General features: G+C 44.1%; 3 protein-coding genes. All 3 read left to right on the top strand.

Features of this window, described 5'->3' with window-relative positions; all coding sequences use genetic code 11:
• Positions 1-653, top strand: a 653-nt coding sequence (locus ACZFYI_RS16420) for a 5'-methylthioadenosine/adenosylhomocysteine nucleosidase (RefSeq protein WP_462525213.1), incomplete at its 5' end; no start/stop codon positions are given.
• A 321-nt stretch (positions 654-974) separates the two neighbouring features.
• Entirely contained in the window at positions 975-2003 is a 1029-nt protein-coding gene (locus ACZFYI_RS16415; RefSeq protein ID WP_462525212.1) for a sugar phosphate isomerase/epimerase family protein, read from the top strand.
• A gap of 54 nt (positions 2004-2057) precedes the next feature.
• Positions 2058-4320: PQQ-dependent sugar dehydrogenase (locus tag ACZFYI_RS16410; protein WP_462525211.1), on the top strand; the 2263-nt coding region annotated here is incomplete at its 3' end.

The raw sequence follows: 4320 nt of genomic DNA, 5'->3' as shown, positions 1-4320 counted from the left end.
AAGGCGGGATTGATTTTTATACCGGAAAATTAAAAGGTAAAAAAGTAGTCATACTCAAAGCAGGTGTAGGCAAAGTGAATGCAGCATACAGCACGGCGATCCTTACGCAAAACTTCAAACTTTCTTCGCTGATTTTTACCGGAGTGGCAGGAGGTTTGGATCCTGAGGCTTTGCCAGGAGATTTGGTGATTGGCGAAAAATTGGTGCAGTATGACTTTGGTAAAGTGGATTCCTTGGGGTTTGAGGTTGCTCCTTTCAGGAAATTGACGGGAGGTTCACATAACGAACTGTATATTGATTCAGACAGAGATTTATTGGTACAAAGCCAAAAAGCAGCCGGACAGGTTATGTTTGTTCCCATTGCAGGCAGACAACCCAAGGTCTTTAGCGGAGTGATCGCAACGGGAGATATTTTTGTCAGCAGCAATGACAAGGCCATGTGGCTGTATACCGAATTTGATGCCTTGGCTACCGAGATGGAAGGGGCGGCGGTAGCACATATCTGTCGGACTTTGGATATTCCCTTTATCGTAATCCGCAGCTGCAGCGACAATGCGAATAACCACGCCCGAATGAATTTCAATCAGTTTGTTGGTCCCGCTTCCGAAAATTCAGCAAGATTGGTTTTGGCTATTTTGGGGGAAATGGAATAGAATAAGTAGCGAAACAAGTTATTAAAAAATTGTCCACAGACCACGGTCGACAGTCCACACTCTTAAATGGGACTTCAATCCATGAGTTTTTTCGGTTTTTGTGAGTAAGCAAAAATACCTTGATGTAATCAAGACATGCCTTAATGCTAAAATGCTGGAAACATCCGTCATCCGTCATCGGTCATTTTGCTATTTCCACCCCCTTTTTTCACCAATCAAAAACCTATTGAGTCATCAATGATATTTTTTTATTGTTGGGTAAAAATTATTGCTAAGTTGTTCAATCTTAAACCCTATTGAACAATCAATAAACCCTATTTCATGAAAAACAGAAGAGAATTTCTCCTAAAATCCGCCGTAGGCGCTGCGGGATTGGCCTTGGCACCTACATGGCTGCAGGGTGCTCCGGCATTGATCAAGTCATTCAACAAACCCGATTCAAAAATCAACGGCGTGCAGATAGGATGTATTACCTATTCGTTCCGCTCTATGCCTGACCAAAGTCTAGAAGCCAATATCCGGTATATCAAAGAATCCGGAATCAGCGCCGTGGAGATGATGGGTGAGCCTGTGGAGTATTTTGCAGGGATGCCACAACCGACTTTCAACAGGATGAGAAGCTTCCAGTTGGGGGGAAAACAGAGAAGGGGAGAGGAATTGACCGATAGTGAAAAAGCTGAATTGGCGGACATCAGAAAGCAATCAGAGGCTTATAGCAAGGTGGTTTCCGAGTGGAGATCAAAAACTGATTTCAAGAAATTTGAGCAGGCAAGCAAGATGTTCAAAGATGCAGGAATATCCCTTTATGCTTTCAAACCCAATGCTTTTGGTGCCAATAATACCGATATGGATGTGGCGTATGGCATGAAGGCAGCCAAAATCCTCGGTGCCGGTCATGTGACTTTGGAGCATCCCTCCGATGATGCACAGACTTTGAGATTGGGAAAATTAGGAGATGCCAACAAAATGAAAATAGGGTATCACGGGCATGAGCAGCAGACTTTTGGTTTTTGGGACACTGCTTTGTCACAGAGTGGAAGTAACGGACTCAACTTTGATTGCGGCCATTATGTCGCAGCCGGTCACACAGACATGATGGATCTGATCCAAAAGCAACAGGGAAGAATCTGGAGCATGCATGTAAAAGACCGCCAAACTCCCGCCAACGGAAAAGGAAATTTGCCTTGGGGTACAGGAGATACGCCGATCGCTGAGATACTCCAAATGATTCGGGACAAGAAATACAGATTTCCTGCAACCATAGAATTGGAATACCAAGTTCCCGAAGGTTCGGATGCTGTCAAGGAAGTGCAGAAATGCCTTGAATTCTGCAGGAAAGCTTTGATTTGAGCCTTTCCAAATTTTGCCACAACATATATTCTGTTTTCGAAAATTCAATAACCCATGATAAATAATTTAAAATGGCCTAAAAGAATCCAATCTCTTTTGGGAATGGTTCTTCTTATTTCCTTTTTTTCCTGTAAAAAATCAGAGGACGCGTCAATCAAACCTGAGGACAACCGCTTTACCAAAGTCGTATTGACCGAAGGAATGGACGAACCGATGGAGATGACTTTTCTTCCCCAAAGCAGGATTCTGCTGGTGGAGAGAAAAGGAGGAGTGAAAATCTTTGATGAAAAGACCGGTGAGATGAAGCTAATTGCCACCATACCGGTCAATACCAAATACACCAACAAAGAAGGAAGGGTTAGGGAAGCAGAGGAAGGCTTGATGGGTGTGATCGCCCATCCTGATTTTGTCAATAATTCTTGGATTTATATGTATTACGCAGACCCTGCGGAAGCCAAGCATGTCCTTGCGAGGTGGGAATTGCATGGCGATTCACTCTACACAGATACCAAAAAAGTAATTTTGGAAGTTCCGACCCAACGGGAGGAATGTTGTCATACCGGCGGCGGGATGGTTTTTGACAAAGAGGGAAATCTATTCCTGACAGTTGGTAACAATACTGTAAATCCACGTGTTGGTTCTTCTAATCTAGACGAGCGGCCCGGAATGGAAAGTTCAGATGACCAACGTGCACCGGGCAATACCAATGACTTAAGAGGCAAAATCCTTCGTATCCATCCTGAAGATGATGGCAGTTACACCATTCCTGAGGGGAATTTATTCCCGGTAGGAACAGAAAAAACCAGGTCTGAAATCTACACCATGGGTCACAGAAATCCATGGAGGCCTACTTTGGACAGCGAGACAGGCTACCTTTATTGGGGCGAGGTAGGTCCTGATGCTTCCATTGATTCCATTTGGGGACCAAAAGGCTATGATGAATTCAATCAGGCCAAAGGTCCGGGATTTTTCGGTTGGCCATACTTTATAGCGGATAACCAGCCTTACAACAAGCATGACCTAGCTACCAATACTTACGGTGCTCCTTTTGATGTAAATAATCCTGTCAATGAATCGGTAAACAATACCGGGCTGAAGAATTTGCCTACCCCTGTTGTTCCTGCGATGATCTGGTATCCTTACGGCGCATCACCGGAATTTCCTTTATTGGGAAGTTCGGGAAGAAGTGCGACAGGCGGCCCTGTATTCCGTAAAGCAGATTTCAAAAAAGATGCTCCATTTGTATTTCCTGCTTATTATGAAGGCAAATGGCTGATCGTGGACTTCATGCGCGGATGGATTATGGCGGTGACGATGGATGAAAATGGAGACTACAAATCTATGGAGCGATTCCTGCCAAATGAAACTTTCAGTTCCGCTATTGACATGGATTTTGGTCCGGATGGGGCACTTTATGTCTTAGAGTATGGCAGTGCATGGTTTCGGGGAAATGCCAATTCCAGGATTGTCAAAATTGAATACAATGCCGGAAACAGAAAACCAAATGTCAGTGCTTCAGCAGATAAATATGCCGGAGCAGTCCCTCTTACCTCCAAATTCTCCTCCGAAGGCACTTCAGATTATGATGACTATGATCAAGGTAATCTTGGTTTTGAGTGGACTTTGACTTCCGCAACGGGATTCAGGGAGGTTTTAAAAGATCCAAATCCTGAATTCACCTTTTCAGAAGCAGGGACTTATCAGGTAATGCTTACGGTTAGCGATACCAAAGGAGAGAAAAATTCAGCTTCATTTGAAATCGTGGCTGGGAATGAACCTCCTGTTGTTTCGATTGATTTTGGAACAGCAAACAGGACATTCTATTTCGGTCAAAAAGAATTGGCTTACGCCATTAATGTTTCCGATAAAGAAGATGGATCTTCATCTGACGGGAAAATCAAAGCCGAGGAAGTGGCAGTTACCTTTGATTATGTTCCTGCGGGTTTTGACCCTATAGAGATTGCCTCCAAGCAAAGTGGTGCAGAAAACATGGCCATTTTGAACATTGGTAAAAATCTGATTGAGTCAAGCGACTGTAAATCCTGCCACCAATATGACAAAACATCCATTGGACCAAGCTATACTGCAGTGGCAGCCCGGTATCCAAAAACTGAGGAAAATACAAAAATGCTGATCGGTAAAATCATCAACGGCGGAGGTGGGGTTTGGGGAGAACACGGAATGAGTGCCCATCCACAGCTTTCAGAAGCAGATGCAAGACGCATGGTTGACTTTATCCTCAGTATGAATGAAACAAAACCAACAGTGGCTTCATTGCCGCTTTCAGGAAAAATAAATCCCACTGTGCCCGAAGGCG

This window comes from Aquiflexum sp. (assembly GCF_977115555.1).
The sequence above is the reverse complement of the archived record's forward strand: the minus strand, read 5'-3'. Positions and strand labels throughout refer to the sequence as shown.

Coding starts and splice junctions, on each gene's coding strand:
- ACZFYI_RS16415 (WP_462525212.1), top strand. CDS start 975: ATGAAAAACAGAAGAGAATTTCTCCTAAAATCCGCCGTAGGCGCTGCG.